The following is a 16,318-nucleotide window of genomic DNA, read 5'->3' as shown; positions in this document are numbered from 1 at the left end:
GGGCGGGCATGCCCATTCCGTCACAACAATTTTTGCCTACACTGCCGCTCGTGACCGATTTTGCCGCGACCCATTCCTCTCCGCAGCCATCCGCGGCAGCGGGGCGATTCGCTCCATCCCCCACCTCGACCCTCCACCTGGGGAACCTCCGCACCGCGTTGGTGGCCTGGTTGCTGGCTCGATCCTCGGGACGGCGATTCGTGGTGCGCATCGAGGACCTGGATCAGGCACGGGTGGCGGCCGCCGGAAACATCGCCTCGACCCAGTTACGGGATCTGGAGACCCTTGGCATCGACTGGGACGGACCAGTGGTCCGGCAGTCGGAGCGTCGTGACCTCTACGCCGACGCCGTCGCGGGCTTGGACACCTACCCCTGCTTCTGCACTCGCAAGGAGATCGCGGCAGCGGCCACCGCCCCCAACGAGGCCGACTGGCGTCCGTACCCGGGGACCTGCCGAACCGTGACTGCACCACAGCGCGAGGAACGGGCGACGAAACGTCCTCCCGCCACCCGCCTGGCCAGCCAGGTCGACTCCTTCGAGGCCACCGACCTAGCCCGGGGACATTGCCGAGGACGAGTCGACGATCTCGTCCTGGTGCGTAACGACGGCACCCCCGCATACAACCTCGCGGTGGTCGTCGACGACGGGGTGCAGGGGGTGGATCAGGTCGTTCGGGCACGGGACCTGTGGTCCTCGGCGCCGCGTCAGTCTCACTTGGCCGCACTGCTGGGTTTTGAGACCCCGACCTATGCGCACACCGGTCTCGTCACTGCCCCCGGTGGTGAGCGTCTCTCCAAATCGGCGGGAGCTGCAGGACTGACCCGGCTCATGACTGAGGGAATCGACCGCAACCGCATCATGGCATGGCTGTGTCGGTCCTTGGGGCTTCCGGAAGTCAGCGACCCGCATGACCTCATCGGGTCGGTGGCTCTGACCCCACCCTCACCCCCGGCCGTGACGGCCTCGCTGGATCCCGCTTCCCTCGATGGCCCATTGGGGTGGTGGAGTGACGCCGTTCTCTCCGTGGACGAGTTGTGACAACTGATTCGGTCGGTCCTGTCTGACAGGACCGACCGAATCAGTGCCTCAGATCAGTGTCTCAGGACTCCTTCTGAGCCGAGAGAATGTCGATGACGTACACCAGGGTCTCGCCCTTCTTCACGGGCGGATTGGTGTTGCCCTCCGGATAGGCATCAGCAGGCGGGACGATGAGCATGACGCGCGAGCCGACCGTCTGACCCACCAGGCCCTTCTTCCACCCCGGGATGACCGAGTTCATGGAACCGGTGACGGCCTCGCCGGAGAACCCATCCTCGATGAGCTCCTTCGAGGACCAGGCGTAGGTGCGGTACTTGACGTCAATCGCATCCTTGGCCGTGACCTTCTTGCCATCTGCCTTGGTGAGGGGCTGGACGACAAGCTTTGACGGCTTCTTGGCGTTGCCGATCGTCACGACCGGGGCTCCATGAACCTCCTTGACGGTTGGCAGGCCGGACGCCGGGGTCACTGCCTCACCCTTGGCCTTGGTGAGCGGCACACCGACGATGTCGACGACGAAGACGAGGGAATCACCCTTCATGATGCCAGCCTGCGGGGCACCACCTTGAGAATCGTAGGCGTCAGAACCCGGCATCATGATGAGGACGCGATCGCCTTCGTGCTTGCCGGCGAGACCCTTCGCAAATCCTGGGACGACATGGGACAGCGGGAAGTCCACGGTGGATCCACGCTGGTAGGAGGAGTCGAACACCTTTCCGGTACGCCCGTTGACGCCAAGGTAATTCACCTTGACGGTGGCGTTCTTGTCGACCTTCTCGCCGTCGCCCTTCTTGAGCACCTTTGACTGGGTCTTGGCGATGGCCAGCGGCCATGATCCCTCAACCTTGGGTGCCTTGCCGTCCTTGCCTGACACCTTGATCCGATCAAGGTTCGTGACCATGGTCGGCTTCTTGGTCGGAGTGGCCGAGGCCTTCGCGCTCGCGGAGGCGGAGGCCGGGGCGCTTGCCGAGGCACTCGGCGACGGCTTGGCGTCGGAGGATGACTTGTTGCAGGAGGCGAGGGCCAGTGACGACACGCACAGTACGGCGGCAAGTGCCGCGGCGCTGACCGGACGATGCTTGTTCGAACTCACCTGCCTGAGATTACCCGAGGGATGCCTCAGCACAATTCCTGTCACTGAAGCGCCTCACAACTCGACGAGGTCGAGAAGCTGCCCCAGCTCCTCGCGCGTGAGCTCGCGCATGTCGCCACGTCCCAAACGCCCTAGTCTGACCGGGCCGATCGCCGTCCGGGACAGCCGACGCACCGGGTGGGCAACCGAGTCCATCATGCGGCGCACGATGCGATTTCGGCCCTCGTGAAGGCTCACCTCGACCAAGGAGTGCTCATCGTTGGCCTGCACGAGTCGCACGGCATCGGGCTTGACCGGACCGTCCTCCAAGGTGATGCCTTTCGCAAGGCGACGAATGACCTTGGCATCGACCCGACCCTCGACGTCAGCCAGGTAAGTCTTGAGAACCTTGTACGACGGGTGGGTCATGCGGTTGGAGAATTCACCATCGTTGGTCAACAAAATCAGGCCAGAGGTCTCGGTGTCGAGACGACCGACGTGGAACAGACGAATGCCGTGCGGCACTCCCTCGATGTCGGACAGACAGGGGCGCCCTTCTGGATCGTCCATCGTGGACACGACGCCCTGCGGCTTGTTGAGCACATAGTAGACGTGACGTCGGGCAGTAGGTATACGAGACCCGTCGACGCGAATCTCGTCGTGCTCGGGATCGACACGCCGTCCCTGCTCAATGATGAGTTCACCATTGACCTCGACTCGTCCTGCCGCAATCATCTCTTCTGCAGCCCTGCGCGATGCCAGCCCTGCCTGGGCCAGCACCTTCTGAAGCCGGATACCTTGCTCGTCGCTCATGTTCTTCCTCGCGTTGTTCAGTCAGTGGTGAGGAGACGGGCTAGTCGGGAGTCCTGACCGTTCTCCTCCAGATCGGCCAGGGCCATGGCTACCGATGCGCGCACGATACGGCCACGATCGGCGTTGATTCCCTGGGATCGCAGGGCCAACCTGGCGGTCTCCAGAGCAATGAGTTCCTCGGTGGAGACATAGACGGTGATCTTCTCATCATGGCGGACCCGCCCGCTACCAGCTCGTTTCCTTCCAGATGCGCTCGACGGGGACGCCTTGGCAGTTTTCGCCTGCGTATTCTTAGGGGCCTTCGCACGTTCCGGTTCGTGGTTGCCAGCGGTGGGCCGGAAGAGCTCGTTGGCTCCCGGCAGGCTCACTCGACGCGGCATCGGGCCAGAACCTCCTTGGCCAGATCACGATAAGCCTGAGCGCCCGGTGACAAGGAGGCATAGCTGGTGATCGGCTCCCCCGCGACCGTTGTCTCGGGGAACTTGATGGTGCGCTTGATGACGGTGTGGAAGACGACCTCGCCAAAGGCCTGGACGACGCGCTCCATGACTTCCCGAGCATGCAGGGTACGCGGGTCGAACATCGTGCCGAGGATACCGAGGATTTCCAGATCCGGGTTGAGGCGATCCTGCACCTTCTCGATGGTGTCGGTGAGCAGAGCGATACCGCGCAGGGCGAAGAACTCACATTCCAGCGGCATGATGACGTAGTCAGAAGCCGTCAAGGCGTTGATGGTGAGCAGACCCAGCGATGGGGCGCAGTCGATGAGGATCATGTCGTACTCGCCACGGACACGGTCGATGACCCGCTTGAGGGTCTGCTCACGGGCCACCTCGCTGACGAGCTGCACCTCCGCCGCCGAAAGGTCGATGTTGGCCGGTAACAGATCCATGCCCTCGGTCTCGGTGGGCTGGATGACGTCATGAACGTCGTCGCGCCGGGACATCAAGAGGGTGTAGATCGATTTCTCCAGGGTGTGTGGATTGACTCCCAGACCCACCGACAGGGATCCCTGCGGATCGAAGTCGACGAGCAACACCTTGCGGCCATATTCGGCCAGCCCAGCACCCAGGTTGATGGTCGTCGTCGTCTTGCCGACTCCACCCTTCTGGTTGCACATCGAGATGACGGTGGCATGCTTCGGACCGTCGGGAACCGGCGTCGGCTCGGGAAGGCCGGGAAGCGGGCGTCCGGTCGGACCAACGGAGTTCTCGGCAGCCTCCTGGGCCTCTCGGCCCGGCCCGGGGACGCGGAACAGCGGTTCGGGGTCAGTCTCGGACACGTGGTGACCTTCCTCTCGACGTCACGACAACAATCCATGCTCGCACCAACGATAGTGGGCGAACCCGACAACCTCACCCCATCCTCGAGACTGGCCTCAGAGGGCTCGGGGGTGAGAGGACCGGTACACCTCCTTGAGATGGTCGGCCGTCACCAAGGTGTAGATCTGTGTCGTCGTCACCGAGGAATGCCCCAGGAGTTCCTGCACCACTCGGACATCGGCCCCGCCGTCGAGCAAGTGGGTGGCGTAGGAATGACGCAAGCTGTGCGGTGACAGGTGCTCGACATCCAGACCCGCGGTTTGGCCTGCGCGACGAATGACGGCCCACGCTGACTGCCGGGACAACCTCCGTCCGCGAGTGTTGAGGAGCAGGGCGTGGTCGCCATGTCCCGCCCCGGCCCAGGAGGGACGTCCTCGCACCAGCCATGCGTTCACCGCCTTCGCGGCATAGTTCCCCAGCGGGACGATGCGTTCCTTGTCTCCCTTGCCGACAAGCCTCAAGCCGAGTTCTGGATCGTCCAGGACGGGACGAATGTCATCGACGTCAAGGGCGCAGACCTCCGAAACACGCGCACCTGTGCCGTAGAGCAATTCCAGCAACGCCACGTCGCGCAGGCCTTCCACGGTCTCCGTGTCAGGTGCCGCCAGCAGCGCCTCGACCTGGTCCATGGACAGGGCCTTGGGGAGTCGACGGGAGTGAGTTCCCGGAGAGATGCCAGCCGTCACATCTGTCGGAGTCTGCCCGGCACCTGCGGCAAACCGATGGAGATTGCGCACCGCAACCACAGATCGGGTGACCGATGCCGGGGCCAGTCCCAGGTCGTCGAGATGGCGGCGGAATTCCTCGACGTCGACGCGGGTGACCTCCGGGAGAGATCGGATCCCGCGCGAGTCGAGGAAGTCCTGATAGCGCGCAAGGTCGCGTCGGTAAGCCTGAACCGTGTTGTCGGACAACCCTCGCTCCACGACAAGGTGACGCAGGTAGTCCTCGGCCTGCTCACCGACGGTCGACCTCACTCGGCAAGGGCTCCGTTGATGCCACCGGGACGCTCACGAATCGACCACGGCGAATCGGCAGGACGCAGCTGGTCGATCCGGCCAGTGCGACGAGCCAGTTCAAGGGCCATGACCCCGGTCACCAGGGTCGGTGACTGGCACTGACCGGCGTAGATCGCCTCGACGAGGTCGTCCAGCGGCTCCCAACCAGCCTTCATCGACACTTCCTCGCCCTCCAACACGAAACCTTCGGGACGAGGCGCCTCGTGAAGCCCACGAGCCAGGTAGATCCGCAAGGATTCCTGGCATCCACCCGGGGTGGTGACGATGTCGACGAGGACGCGCCAGTCATCGGCAGCGAGCATGGCCTCCTCGGCCAGCTCCCGCTGAGCTGCCATCAGGAAGTCCTCGCCGTCGACGTCGAGCAGACCGGCAGGCGGCTCGACGAGAACCATGCGCACCGGATGACGGTACTGCCTCACCACCGCGACGCGGTCCTGGTCATCGAAGGCGATGATGCCCACCGCGCCGGGATGGCTCATGTACTGACGATTGATGTGCTCCCCGGACGGGGTGACGACAGCGTCATCGACGAAGTTGCACACCCGACCGGTAGCCTTCACCTGGTGGTCAACGACCTGCCAGCACTCGTCGCGGTCCCAGCGCTCCTGGCTCACTTGTCGGCCTCCTTCTTGGCTGTCTCCTTGGGGGCTTCCTTGGCAGCAGCCTTGGCATGCTCGACAGCAGCGGCGACGAGCCCACGGAACAGCGGGTGGGCGTGCGTCGGGCGGGACTTGAGCTCCGGATGGGCCTGAGTGGCGACGAAGTACGGATGAGCCTCGCGGTCGAGCTCCACGAACTCCGCCAGACCGCCGTCAGGAGAGGTGCCGCTGATCCTCAGACCTGCCTGCTCGAGGCGATCTCGGTAGGCGTTGTTGACCTCGTAGCGGTGCCGGTGACGCTCGGAGACCGTCGTCGTGCCATAGAGCTCGGCCACCAGGGAATCCTTGGCGAGCTTGGCGGGGTAGGCCCCCAGGCGCATGGTGCCGCCCAGATCTCCCTTGCCGGAGACGGCGTCGACCTGCTCGGCCATCGTCGCGATGACCGGGTCGGTGGTCTGTGGGTCGAACTCACTGGAGGCAGCGTTCTCGATACCGGCCAGGTCTCGGGCGACCTCGATAACCGCGCACTGCATGCCCAGGCACAGGCCCAGGAAGGGCACCTTGTGCTCGCGGGCGTAGCGAATGGCACCGATCTTGCCCTCGACCCCACGGATACCGAATCCGCCTGGGACGCAAATGGCGTCAGCGTCCTTGAGCTGCTGTGCAGCGCCCTCAGGGGTCACGCAGGAGTCCGAGGCCACCCACACCACGTTGGCCTTGGCCTTGTTGGCAAATCCTCCGGCACGCAAGGCCTCCGTCACCGACAGGTAGGCGTCCGGCAGGTCGATGTACTTGCCGACCAGGGCCACCGTCACCTCGTTGCGCGGCTTGCGGACTCGGTCGAGCAGGTCTTCCCAGGTCGTCCAGTCGACGTCGCGGAAGAACAGGCTGAGTTTCTGCACGACGTAGGCGTCCAAGCCCTCGCGGTGCAGGACCTTGGGAATGAGGTAGATCGACGGAGCATCCGGACAGGACACGACGGCCGGACCCTCGACGTCACACATGAGGGCGATCTTCGACTTGATGCCCTTGCCCAGCGGGCGCTCGGAGCGGCAGACGATGGCGTCGGGCTGGATACCAACCTCCCGCAGGGCTGCCACGGAGTGCTGGGTGGGCTTGGTCTTCATCTCACCGGACGGCTTGATGTAGGGAACCAGGGAGACGTGCAGGAAGAAGACGTTCTCCCGGCCGATCTCGTGACGAACCTGACGGGCAGCCTCGAGGAAGGGCAGGGACTCGATGTCACCCACGGTGCCGCCGATCTCATGGATGACGACGTCGGGGTTGCCCTCCTCCATCGCCAACATGCGTTCCTTGATCTCGTTGGTGATGTGAGGAATGACCTGAACCGTGTCGCCCAGGTAATCACCACGACGCTCCTTGGCGATCACGGCCGAGTAGACCTTGCCGGTGGTGACGTTGGCCTGGCCAGACAGGTTCTCATTGAGGAATCGCTCGTAGTGGCCGATGTCCAAGTCGGTCTCGGCACCGTCCTCGGTGACGAAGACCTCACCATGCTGGAACGGGTTCATCGTTCCCGGATCGACGTTGAGATAGGGGTCCAGCTTCTGCATCGTGACCTTGAGGCCACGAGCCTTGAGAAGAGACCCGAGGGAGGAGGCCGTGAGCCCCTTTCCCAAGGAGGAGACGACTCCTCCGGTGACGAAAACGTGCTTGCTGGAGTGATTGTCGGTGCCCACGGACCTCCAGCCTAACGGATGGCCCAAGGTCTCGGCCAAGACGGCCCGGCTGGCGGACAACCGGCGCAGCCTGTCAGTCCTGTCCTGCAACCTCGTGCAACAGGTCATGAGCGTGCTCCAGACCAGACTCCGAGTCGACCATGCCGCTCATCATCCGGGACAACTCGATCTCACGCTCGGAACCGCCGACCTCTCTCAGACCAGAGCTGGTGACGGCTCCGTCAGAAGCCTTCGTGATGACGACATGGGTGTCGGCGAAGGCGGCGACCTGGGCCAGGTGGGTGACGACGACGACTTGGTGACGACGTGCCAGTTGACGCAGTCGCCGCCCGATCTCGATCCCGACCGCACCTCCGACACCGGAGTCGATCTCGTCAAAGACGAAGGTCTGTGGGGACTGAGTCTGTGCCGCGACGACCTCGAGGGCCAGCCTCACTCGCGACAATTCGCCACCTGAGGCCGCCTTGGACAGCGGCGCCGGATTCGCACCTGGGTTGGCCGCCAGCATGATCGTCACGGCATCGGCACCTCGCGGCCCCATGGGAGCCGGTTCGACGCGAAACTCCAGCCGGGCGTGTGGCATGGCCAGGGCAGCCAACTCCGGCTTCACCTCGGCAGCCAACCGGACGGCGGTCCGGCGTCGCACAGCGCTGATGCGGTCGGCCGATTCCCGCAATTGGGAACGCAACTGCTCCACCTCACGTCCCAGTGCGTCGAGATCATTGGCAGCAGGATCGAGCTCGGCAAGACGGTGTCGATCCGCGGCGGTGGTCTCCAGCAGATCGTCAAGGGTCGTCGTGCGGGCCCTCAACAAGCGCTGAATCGCCGCCAGCCGTCCCCCCAGTTCCTCGAGACGCTGCGGATCGGACTCGGCGCGGGCGGCATGGCCGGCCACTGATGCGGCCAGGTCGGTCAGGTCGTACGACATCTGGCGAGCGCGCTCAGCCAGTTCGGCAGCCTCAGGATCGACGTCCCCGGTGCCGTCGAGCTCGTGAACGGCCTGTTCCAGGAGGGCCAGCGTTCCCGGTTGAGGCCCGGTGGACGTCTCCAGACCGTTGAGGAGGATATCGGCCCTGCGCAGCGATTCTCGAATCGACTGAGCTGCTTGGAGCCCCGCCATCTCCGCGATGAGGTCGTCGTCCTCATGGGGCTGTGGATCGACGGCATCGACCTCCCCCACCCGTCGGGACAGCACCTCGCGCTCCATCTCGGCCCCGGCACGATCCTCATTGAGGCGGTGGAGACGCTGGGAAGCGGTGCGAAATTGCATCCACAACTGGGAGTGACGCTCCAACTGCGCGGCCAGTTCCTTACCAGCGGCACGGTCCACGACATCGAGCTGACGCGATGCATCCACGAGGCGAACCTGCTCGGACTGTCCGTGGATCGTCACCTGCTCCCCGACGACCTCCGCCAACTGGTTCGCGGCGACCTGGGCCCCTCCCAGCAAAGCCCGGGAGCGACGCGTCGTGATGTGTCGGGCGCAGATGACCTCACCGTCCTCAACGGTTCCGCCCAGGTCATTGATGCGATCAGCGTCAGGAACATCGAGAACGGCCTCGACGACGGCTCGGTCGCGACCATGGCGAACCAGTCCGGTGTCGGCCTTGTCCCCCAGCAGCAGGCCGATGCCGGTGACGACCATCGTCTTGCCGGCACCCGTCTCGCCGGTCACCGCTGTCAACGCGGGAGAAGGCTCGAAGACAGTCTCGTCAATGACACCCAGCCCGCAAATCCGGACACTGCGAATCACGAGCTCTCCCCCGGATGATTACGTCCGCGCCCCTGGCGCCACCCACTGACCGGAAGCTCAAATTTCTTGACCAGACGGGAGGTGAAGGGTTGTGCGGCCAGGCGGGCAATGCGCAAACGATCGGGATGACGCACGACGGTGATCCTCTCCCCCGGTCGCACCGTGCAGGAGCGGCGTCCGTCACACCACAGCACCGCGGATTCCGAACCATCTGGCTGGATGTCGAGGTCGACGCGAGCGGCTGGGCTCATAACAAGGGGACGAGCGAAAAGAGCATGGGCGCTGAGCGGCACCATGAGCATGGCATCGAGATCGGGCCACATGACTGGGCCGCCGGCGGAGAAGGCATAGGCGGTGGAGCCGGTCGGGGTAGAGACGAGGATCCCATCACAACTCCAGCGCTGCACGGGCAATTCGTCGACGGATGCCAGCACGTCGAGCATGCGGCGTCGAGCTGCTTTCTCCAAGGACAGCTCATTGACGGCAAACGAATTCCAGCGATGCTGACCGGAATGCTCGGTGACGGCGATCTTGAGGACCAGCCGGTCCTCAACGGTGTATTCGCGCGAACAGACCTTATTAACCAGGTCAGCCATGTCGGAGCGTTCCAATTCGGCCAGGAATCCGACATGTCCCAGGTTGACGCCGATCATGGGGACGTGCCGAGGGAGGGACCACTCCGCCGCCCTCAGGATCGTACCGTCACCGCCGAAGACGACGACGACCTCAGCCTCGTGGGTGAACTCTCCGAGAGCCTGAACCCGAATTCCGGGCAGCTTCTCCGTCATCGGTTCAACCTGATCGTCGGGAACGGCGCAGCCAATATTCCTGCTATCCATCTCGGCGATGAACTCGGCGGCCGCGTCAAAGGCGTCGTCACGAGTGGCATGGGTGACGACGACAACGTATCTGGAAGGGCTCGTGTCGTTCACGTCACCACAGTAGCGGCCCGGTGTGACCTGTCCGGCCCGCTTTCACCGACCAGACCGTTCCAGCAGGACGAAGTGCTCAACGTTTCCGTCCTGTCCGGGCAAGGGGCTGTCGCACTCGTCGCGCACTGACCAACCCAGTTCTTCAGCCTTGGCGATGACGGTTGCGACGGCTTGAGCGCGCAGCTGCGGGTCGGTGACGACCCCGTGGGCACCAAGGGCCTTGCGCCCGACCTCGAATTGTGGCTTGACCAGTAACAACATGAGGCCTTCTGAGCTCAGGACGGCCGAGATCGGTTCCAGGATCATCGTCAAGGAGATGAAGGAGACGTCGCCGACCACCAGGTCGACCGGCTCGAAGTGATCGTCAGTGGCCAGGTCGGCAGGCGTGAGGTCACGCAGGTTGAGGCCTTCGTGAACGATGACCCGTGGGTCCTCGCGCAGCACCGGGGAGAGCTGGTCATGGCCGACGTCGACGGCGTGAACGAGTTGAGCTCCCCTCGCCAGGACGACTTGGGTGAACCCACCGGTGGATGCTCCGGCGTCAAGCACCCGGGCGGGCACCTCGACATCGAGAACGTCCAGCGCCCCGATGAGTTTGTGAGACGCCCGGGAGACCCACACCTCTTCCTCCGCCACCAGGTCGTCCGAGGGGCCAACCTTCGCCGCGGGCTTGGTGACGACCACCCCGTTGACGGTCACCCGTCCTTCACGCACCAATCGGGTGGCCAGGGTGCGTGAACGCGCCAGTTCGGCGTCGACGAGGGCCTGGTCAAGTCTCACGGGGACAGCCTGCCACCTCTCGGTGACCCGCCGCACCAGGGGTGATACAGCAAGCGCCGTCATTGGGGCTCCCAAAGCGACGAATGGCTACTGCTCTGAACGAATAGTTGACGCACCCATGCATCAAGGATGTGCAGTCCCCCACGATTTCAGCAGATTGTTCCCAATTTGTGAGCTTTTCGTTCCACAACCTGAACATGCGACGCGCTGAAGAGGTCACTCATCGTCACCAAGCCCACGGGCCTTGAGGGCCTCCCCCATCTCCAGGGCATGGCCCACTGCGCCCACGAACATCGGGATGAGGAATCTCCAGCTGGAGTGTCTCAGTCCCCTCGCCCTGGCGGCTTCCCTCACCTGCCCGACTGATCCGATGAGATAAGGAATTGTGGTCCACATCAAGGCCAAGGTGAGGGCGAACTTCTCAGGTTTGGCTCCCAGCGGACGCAACGGACCCACCATCGCGACGATGGCGTCCATGAGAGCGCCAGGATCCGTGGTGCACGTGACGAGCCGAGCGATGTAGAGGCAGGCGAGCAGGCCTGCCACATAGATCACTCCTCGCTGCCAGGTGGTGAAGAAGCAGTGATAGGCCAGGATGAGGACGTTCGCGATCCACAATGGCACGCCGATTGACAGCGCAGTGCGGACGGGCATCCTTGCCACGACCAGGTCGATGCCGACGGCCATGATCAGGCAGCCCGACGAGAACCACCATTGCTTGACGAAGAACGGGGTGACACCTACGACCAACACGAGAAGGTACTTCGACCACACCGGCATCCGGTGGGCCAGGCTGTGACCAGGACGGTAACCCCCGAGGAAGGCCGAGATGTCAGCCTTCATCGGGACAGCTCCTCGGTCATCATCCGTCGGCGGTACCCGGCAATGACTTTGGCAGGGTCCCCGTCATCGACGACCCTGCCGTCCTCGACAGCCAGCACCCGATCGAAGGAGGCCGCCAGCTCCAGGTCATGGGTGCAACACAGGATCTGCTGATCCAGGCGTTCAAAGGCGTGCCGGACCATTTCTCGGTTACGCAGGTCGAGCAGGGTCGTCGGTTCGTCGGCGAGGATGACTGATGGCTCCACGGCGAGGACGCTCGCCAGGGAGACCAACTGACGCTCTCCCCCGGACAGGGCGTGTACGCTGCGGCCAGCGATGGCCTCCAACCCCTGGTCGGCAAGGATCTTCAAGGCAGCATCGTGACGCTCCGTACGATTGCGGATGCGCTGGCGCAAGGACAGCTCGACGTCAGCAACGGGGGTCGACATGACGAGCTGGCTCATGGGGTTGGTGAAAATGTACCCCACCCGCCGTCTCGCCGCCTTGCCGTCGAACTTGGGATCAATTCCGTCGACAGTGACGGTGCCTCTGGTGGCCGCCATGAGCCCGTTGACGAGTTTGAGCAGGGTTGACTTGCCCGCTCCGTTGGGGCCGACCACCGCCACCCGCCGTTCAGGCACGGTGACATTGACCCCGCTGAGGATGGTCACCCGTCGGTGATGACCCTCGACGTCATACTCGTCGACGTCGACGCCGACATCCTTGAACTCAATCACGGCATGAGACGCGGGAAGGCCGTCAGCACCGCTGTGGCGATGAGACAGGCCAAGATCCCCTTGACCAGGTCGAGTCCGACGAAGGCGATATTGGCAGCCAGTGCTGCATTCAGGCTGAGCTTCGCGAAGGCCATCAGCCCGAGGATGCCGCCGAGGTAGACGCACACCAGGTCCACGAGTGCGACGAGAAAGAGCCAGACCGGCAGCATTGACTTGCGCGGGCGTCGACGTAGAACCACAGTCGCCACTGCGCCGGCGACGAATGCTCCCAGCAACCAACCCCACAGGAATCCACCGGTCGGGCCGACGAGAACACCGACACCACTGGCACCGCCGCTGAAGACCGGAAGCCCCAGGACACCAACGAGGATGTACAGACCAATGGCGCATCCGCCGCGGACGCTGCCAAGCACCATCGGCGTCAGCATGACGGCAATCATCTGCAGGGCAAAGGGCACTGCCCCCACCATGAAGATCGGCGGAATGACCGCGAGCACTGCGATGAGGGCAGCGAAGACGGCGACGAGTGCCAGGTCGGTGGCCTGGAATCCTCTGCGTGATGACATTGGGTTTCTCCCATGAAGAGATCGTGCGGCCGCACGAGATGAGCGGCCGCCACAACCAATTGAACACTGTTCAGTGGAGCTTGTCGAAAGACTCCTCAGGCTTCTCCGGAACTGTCGCACCGGACTCGTGGACGAGAGTCATCATGGCGGTCACGGCATCGAGCTGTCCGGAGACGTCGCCGGGAACCATGTCAGCGCGGATCTCGCGGTCAGTCGTCAGTGAGACCTCCGCCTCACCACAGCGAGCGTGAGCGTCCGACATCTCAACCGTCCGTGCAGGCTCCAGCAGGCCCGACAGGTCCACAGCGATGTTCCGCGGTCGGTCCTCGGGTGTTGCAGCCAGCAGATCAGCGACGCCGTGAGCCCCGGTGAAGACGAACAAGGAGTCCATCTTCATGGCGTTGGCACCACGAATGTCGGTGTCCAGCCGGTCCCCCACGAAGATCGGCGCCTTGCACCCGAGACGCGAAACGGTGGCCTCCAGCAGCGGACGGTAGGGCTTGCCAGCGATGACCGGCTTGGCGTCACACGTCGTCGCGACGACCTGGAGCTGGGCGCCGATGCCGGGGACGATGCCACGATCGGTGGGACGGGTGATGTCCGGGTTGGCCGCGTACCACTTGGCTCCAGCCTGCAGGGCAAACCCAGCCTCCTCCAACAACGACCAGTCAATGTGCGGGTCGTAACCCTGGATGACCGCCACCGGATCATCCTGCGCCGATTCCACCGTCACGAGCCCGCGAGATCGCGCCTCCACACGCAGCGACTCGGTACCGATGATGAGCACCTTGGCCCCTGCAGACAGCTGTTCGGCGGCAAGATCGGTGATGGCCTGAGCTGAGGTGACGACGTCACTGGCCTCCGTGGGGATACCGATGTCGGTCAAATGCTGGGCAACTACCTCAGCGGACCGGGCCGCATTGTTGGTGACGAAACCAACCTTCACCCCTCGACGACGCAGTTCCGCAATCGTGTCCGGGGCAGCAGGTACTGGATGGGGTCCCAGGTAAACGACTCCGTCCAGGTCGAAGAGGGCTGCGTCATGTCCGTCAATGAGGGCGCCGCTCACTGATTCGTCTCCTCGTCGTCCTCGTCCATCTCGATGAAAACCATGTCGTCCGCGTCGTCGTCAGGATTCCTGCTCGGCTCTCGACCATCGATGATGTCGATCCGGTCCTGACAATCCAGGAAATTGGCTGGATCGTGACTCTGGGCGGAGACGAACCACTTGCGGGCCCCGGCCGTGTCTCCATCCTCGAGCAGAATTTCGGCGTAGGCGTAGTGAAGGCGGGCCGTTGCCTCGGTCGGTGCCTTAAGGTTCTTGACGGCGTCGCGCAGCAGGCGCACAGCCTCGGCCTTCTGGTCGAGATCACGACGGGCACCAGCTTGGACGAGCACCAGCTCGACCTGCTGAGCAGGACTGAGGTCGGTCTGCTGGCCTTCGCGGATGAGTCGAAGCGCCGCTTGGGGGCGATCGAGGGCACGCTCGCAGTCAGCCATCACCGGCAGAAAGTTGTCATTACCGGTCATGCGCCGAAGGGCCCGGTAGTCGTTCAGGGCCGAGGCGTACTCACCGGCCTGGTAAGCCGCTTCTGCGGCCACCTCTCGCAGCACGGGCAGACGCGGCGCGCGTCGACGCGCAGCCTGAGCGTGGGCGTTGGCCCGGGCCGGGTCCTCGTCAAGGAGCTCGGCTGCAGCAACCAGATGGCCCTCGATGATATGGGCGGTGTCAGCAGGAACACCACGCAGTTCCGCCCGTACCGAGGCGGGCAGGGCCTTCTCGTCGAAGTCCAGCGGTGCCATCGGCTCGTCAGGGGCCTGGGTCACCTTCTCCTCGAGCGAAGCATCGTCACCATGATGGTCATGCCGGTGATCATTGCGACGATCATCCCGATGGTCATGACGGAAGTTCTTGCGGTCCGTCTTGCGGAAGTCCTTGCGACCGTTCTTGTCCCAGTGACGATCGCCACGGCCATGGCCTTCATGACGTCGGTTGTCACCCTCGTCATGCCGATCATCACGGCGATCCTCCCAGCGCCGGTCATTGCGGCGACGATCATCACGGTCATTCCAGCGGTCGTCCCGGTCCTGGTCGCCCCGACGCGACCTGCGATCATCTCGCCAGGAACGCCCCGAGCCACCGTCGCGACGGGGCTTGCGATCCTCGTCCCAGTGACGACCGCCGTCTCCCCCGTGTCCCTGCCTGCGATCACCGCGGCGATCGCCGTCGTCCGACCAGGATCGACGGTCACGGCGACCCCCGCCACGACCATTCGACTTCGAGTTCCAACCGCCGCGTCCGCCCGACTTGCCGGACCATCCATTGCGGCCCTGGCCTCGTCGGTCTCCGCTGGAGCGACCGTTGTTGGGGGAGGAAGAATCTGCCATGTCTCCCATTGTCCCGCACACTCGGCCCTCATGGCGAACCGAGATCGGAGCCAGGCGGGCCTGGTCTCGTCAGCACCGTGTTTCCGAAAAGCCCACCTCCAGAAAAGAATCCCTTAGTGCAGCAGTGCCGCATTTGCGACAGTCCTGCCAGCCCAGTCGGAGTCGGGCACGACGCTGTGGAACGGCCGCGCATTCGGCCAGGGACCAACGTCGAAATGATGATGTTGGCCGTATTTCCCGCCTCAAAGTCGTGGTCGTCCAGGTGGACAGGGTAGCTACCTGGTAAGAAAGATCTCCCGCCATCCGGATGACGTAAAGCGCGTTGAGAAGGACGTCATCCAAATTTCCAGTTCCCAGCGAATTCCAAGGATCAACGACGTCCCCTTGATCAAAGGGCACATTGACGGCTTCACCTCCTTCATCGCCACTGATGTCGCACGGAAGGAAGGATGAGCATGCCACGGTCATCACTCTCATGATGACGATGATCCCCGCTACGACCATGGTGGCCTCAGCGAGAACACCGTGAGGGGATTCTGCATGGAGGCTGGGTTCAGCCAGATGACATGGCCAGGTGCCCCTGACCATCAAAGGAGAGCGAGAGGGAAAGATCTTGGATTTTCCCCTCTTTCTCGCCAGAGCACGGTACTGAACGAAAATCGCCTACATCAATTGTTGCGAATTCCAGACGTCATTGTTATCTGCCACGAAGCACAATGTGGCCCAACAATGAGGACGACCGCATAGTCGGCCCGTATGTGGGTATACAGAAAGT

16 protein-coding genes are annotated in these 16,318 nt (G+C 63.7%); 1 reads left to right on the top strand and 15 read right to left on the bottom strand.

The window, feature by feature from the left end; all coding sequences use genetic code 11:
• The first annotated feature begins 8 nt into the window (after positions 1-8).
• Positions 9-1,040 (top strand): tRNA glutamyl-Q(34) synthetase GluQRS, encoded by a 1,032-nt coding sequence (gene gluQRS / locus HMPREF9153_RS07620; RefSeq protein WP_036979724.1) that lies wholly within the window; start codon positions 9-11, stop codon positions 1,038-1,040.
• 61 nt (positions 1,041-1,101) lie between these two features.
• On the opposite strand, the gene HMPREF9153_RS07615 is transcribed toward gluQRS, so the two are convergent.
• From HMPREF9153_RS07615 to HMPREF9153_RS07545, 15 genes are all read right to left on the bottom strand, one after another.
• Positions 1,102-2,178, bottom strand: coding sequence for an FKBP-type peptidyl-prolyl cis-trans isomerase (locus HMPREF9153_RS07615; protein WP_004810938.1), 1,077 nt, complete (start codon positions 2,176-2,178; stop codon positions 1,102-1,104).
• Positions 2,179-2,187: 9 nt separating this feature from the next.
• Positions 2,188-2,925: a pseudouridine synthase gene (locus tag HMPREF9153_RS07610; RefSeq protein WP_004810937.1), complete on the bottom strand. Its 738-nt coding sequence runs from the start codon at positions 2,923-2,925 to the stop codon at positions 2,188-2,190.
• Between the two features lie 17 nt (positions 2,926-2,942).
• Positions 2,943-3,305, bottom strand: a complete 363-nt coding sequence (locus tag HMPREF9153_RS07605) for a hypothetical protein (RefSeq protein ID WP_004810935.1) — start codon at positions 3,303-3,305, stop codon at positions 2,943-2,945.
• Positions 3,290-4,207: a ParA family protein gene (locus HMPREF9153_RS07600; protein WP_004810933.1), complete on the bottom strand. Its 918-nt coding sequence runs from the start codon at positions 4,205-4,207 to the stop codon at positions 3,290-3,292. The genes HMPREF9153_RS07605 and HMPREF9153_RS07600 overlap by 16 nt, the downstream gene beginning before the upstream one ends.
• Before the next feature lie 96 nt (positions 4,208-4,303).
• On the bottom strand, positions 4,304-5,224 hold the full coding sequence (locus HMPREF9153_RS07595) for a site-specific tyrosine recombinase XerD (protein ID WP_004810932.1): 921 nt from the start codon (positions 5,222-5,224) through the stop codon (positions 4,304-4,306).
• The gene (locus HMPREF9153_RS07590; protein ID WP_004810930.1) at positions 5,221-5,880 is read right to left on the bottom strand and encodes an NUDIX domain-containing protein; all 660 of its coding nucleotides are present in this window, start codon (positions 5,878-5,880) and stop codon (positions 5,221-5,223) included. Before HMPREF9153_RS07590 ends, HMPREF9153_RS07595 begins: the two co-directional genes overlap by 4 nt.
• Positions 5,877-7,565, bottom strand: coding sequence for a CTP synthase (gene pyrG / locus HMPREF9153_RS07585; protein ID WP_015582533.1), 1,689 nt, complete (start codon positions 7,563-7,565; stop codon positions 5,877-5,879). The genes HMPREF9153_RS07590 and pyrG overlap by 4 nt, the downstream gene beginning before the upstream one ends.
• A 73-nt stretch (positions 7,566-7,638) precedes the next feature.
• Complete coding sequence (gene recN, locus HMPREF9153_RS07580) at positions 7,639-9,318, bottom strand: DNA repair protein RecN (RefSeq protein WP_004810926.1); 1,680 nt, start codon at positions 9,316-9,318, stop codon at positions 7,639-7,641.
• A complete protein-coding gene (locus HMPREF9153_RS07575; protein WP_004810924.1) occupies positions 9,315-10,250 on the bottom strand; it encodes an NAD kinase in 936 nt (311 codons plus the stop codon). The genes recN and HMPREF9153_RS07575 overlap by 4 nt, the downstream gene beginning before the upstream one ends.
• Before the next feature lie 42 nt (positions 10,251-10,292).
• Positions 10,293-11,030, bottom strand: a complete 738-nt coding sequence (locus HMPREF9153_RS07570) for a TlyA family RNA methyltransferase (RefSeq protein WP_036980095.1) — start codon at positions 11,028-11,030, stop codon at positions 10,293-10,295.
• A 216-nt stretch (positions 11,031-11,246) separates the two neighbouring features.
• Positions 11,247-11,873 (bottom strand): energy-coupling factor transporter transmembrane component T family protein, encoded by a 627-nt coding sequence (locus tag HMPREF9153_RS07565; RefSeq protein WP_004810919.1) that lies wholly within the window; start codon positions 11,871-11,873, stop codon positions 11,247-11,249.
• On the bottom strand, positions 11,870-12,589 hold the full coding sequence (locus HMPREF9153_RS07560) for an energy-coupling factor ABC transporter ATP-binding protein (RefSeq protein WP_004810917.1): 720 nt from the start codon (positions 12,587-12,589) through the stop codon (positions 11,870-11,872). Before HMPREF9153_RS07560 ends, HMPREF9153_RS07565 begins: the two co-directional genes overlap by 4 nt.
• Complete coding sequence (locus HMPREF9153_RS07555) at positions 12,586-13,155, bottom strand: biotin transporter BioY (protein ID WP_004810916.1); 570 nt, start codon at positions 13,153-13,155, stop codon at positions 12,586-12,588. The genes HMPREF9153_RS07560 and HMPREF9153_RS07555 overlap by 4 nt, the downstream gene beginning before the upstream one ends.
• 70 nt (positions 13,156-13,225) lie before the next feature.
• Positions 13,226-14,224 (bottom strand): HAD-IIA family hydrolase, encoded by a 999-nt coding sequence (locus HMPREF9153_RS07550; protein ID WP_004810914.1) that lies wholly within the window; start codon positions 14,222-14,224, stop codon positions 13,226-13,228.
• On the bottom strand, positions 14,221-15,552 hold the full coding sequence (locus HMPREF9153_RS07545) for a hypothetical protein (RefSeq protein ID WP_036979720.1): 1,332 nt from the start codon (positions 15,550-15,552) through the stop codon (positions 14,221-14,223). The genes HMPREF9153_RS07550 and HMPREF9153_RS07545 overlap by 4 nt, the downstream gene beginning before the upstream one ends.
• Positions 15,553-16,318: the final 766 nt, after the last annotated feature.

Origin of the sequence: Cutibacterium avidum ATCC 25577 (assembly GCF_000227295.1) — a bacterium.
In the GTDB taxonomy this organism is placed as follows: Bacteria; Actinomycetota; Actinomycetes; order Propionibacteriales; family Propionibacteriaceae; genus Cutibacterium; species Cutibacterium avidum.
The sequence above is the reverse complement of the archived record's forward strand: the minus strand, read 5'-3'. Positions and strand labels throughout refer to the sequence as shown.

Bases quoted from the DNA above. Each gene is read 5' to 3' on its own strand.
- gluQRS (WP_036979724.1), top strand. From the start codon at position 9: ATGCCCATTCCGTCACAACAATTTTTGCCTACACTGCCGCTCGTGACC.
- HMPREF9153_RS07605 (WP_004810935.1), bottom strand. From the start codon at position 3,305: ATGCCGCGTCGAGTGAGCCTGCCGGGAGCCAACGAGCTCTTCCGGCCC.
- HMPREF9153_RS07610 (WP_004810937.1), bottom strand. From the start codon at position 2,925: ATGAGCGACGAGCAAGGTATCCGGCTTCAGAAGGTGCTGGCCCAGGCA.
- HMPREF9153_RS07555 (WP_004810916.1), bottom strand. From the start codon at position 13,155: ATGTCATCACGCAGAGGATTCCAGGCCACCGACCTGGCACTCGTCGCC.
- HMPREF9153_RS07545 (WP_036979720.1), bottom strand. From the start codon at position 15,552: ATGGGAGACATGGCAGATTCTTCCTCCCCCAACAACGGTCGCTCCAGC.
- HMPREF9153_RS07565 (WP_004810919.1), bottom strand. From the start codon at position 11,873: ATGAAGGCTGACATCTCGGCCTTCCTCGGGGGTTACCGTCCTGGTCAC.